We start from the raw sequence: 279 nt of genomic DNA, 5'->3' as shown, positions 1-279 counted from the left end.
TGGGGGTGTCGCGGCAGCCGGTGCGGGAGGCGTTGCAGCGGTTGAACACGGAGGGGTGGGTGGATCTGCGGCCGGCTCAGGGTGCGTTTGTGCATGAGCCGACGGATGCGGAGGCGGATCAGCTTCTGACGGTGCGGACGTTGTTGGAGGCGGAGGCGGCGCGGTTGGCTGCGGTGCATGCGGGCAGTGAGGGTGTTGCTGCTTTGGAGGCTTTGTGTGCGGAGGGGGAGAGGGCCGTTGCTGCGGATGATGTGGATGCGGCGGTGGGTTTGAATGCGC

General features: G+C 67.4%; 1 protein-coding gene. It reads left to right on the top strand.

Features of this window, described 5'->3' with window-relative positions; all coding sequences use genetic code 11:
• On the top strand, positions 1–279 hold a 279-nt coding region (locus IF54_RS0139185), incomplete at both ends, for a GntR family transcriptional regulator (RefSeq protein ID WP_030327601.1).

This window comes from Streptomyces sp. NRRL B-3229, assembly GCF_000719505.1.
Taxonomy (GTDB): Bacteria; Actinomycetota; Actinomycetes; order Streptomycetales; family Streptomycetaceae; genus Streptomyces; species Streptomyces griseorubiginosus.
This window is presented reverse-complemented; position numbering and strand designations above follow the sequence as displayed.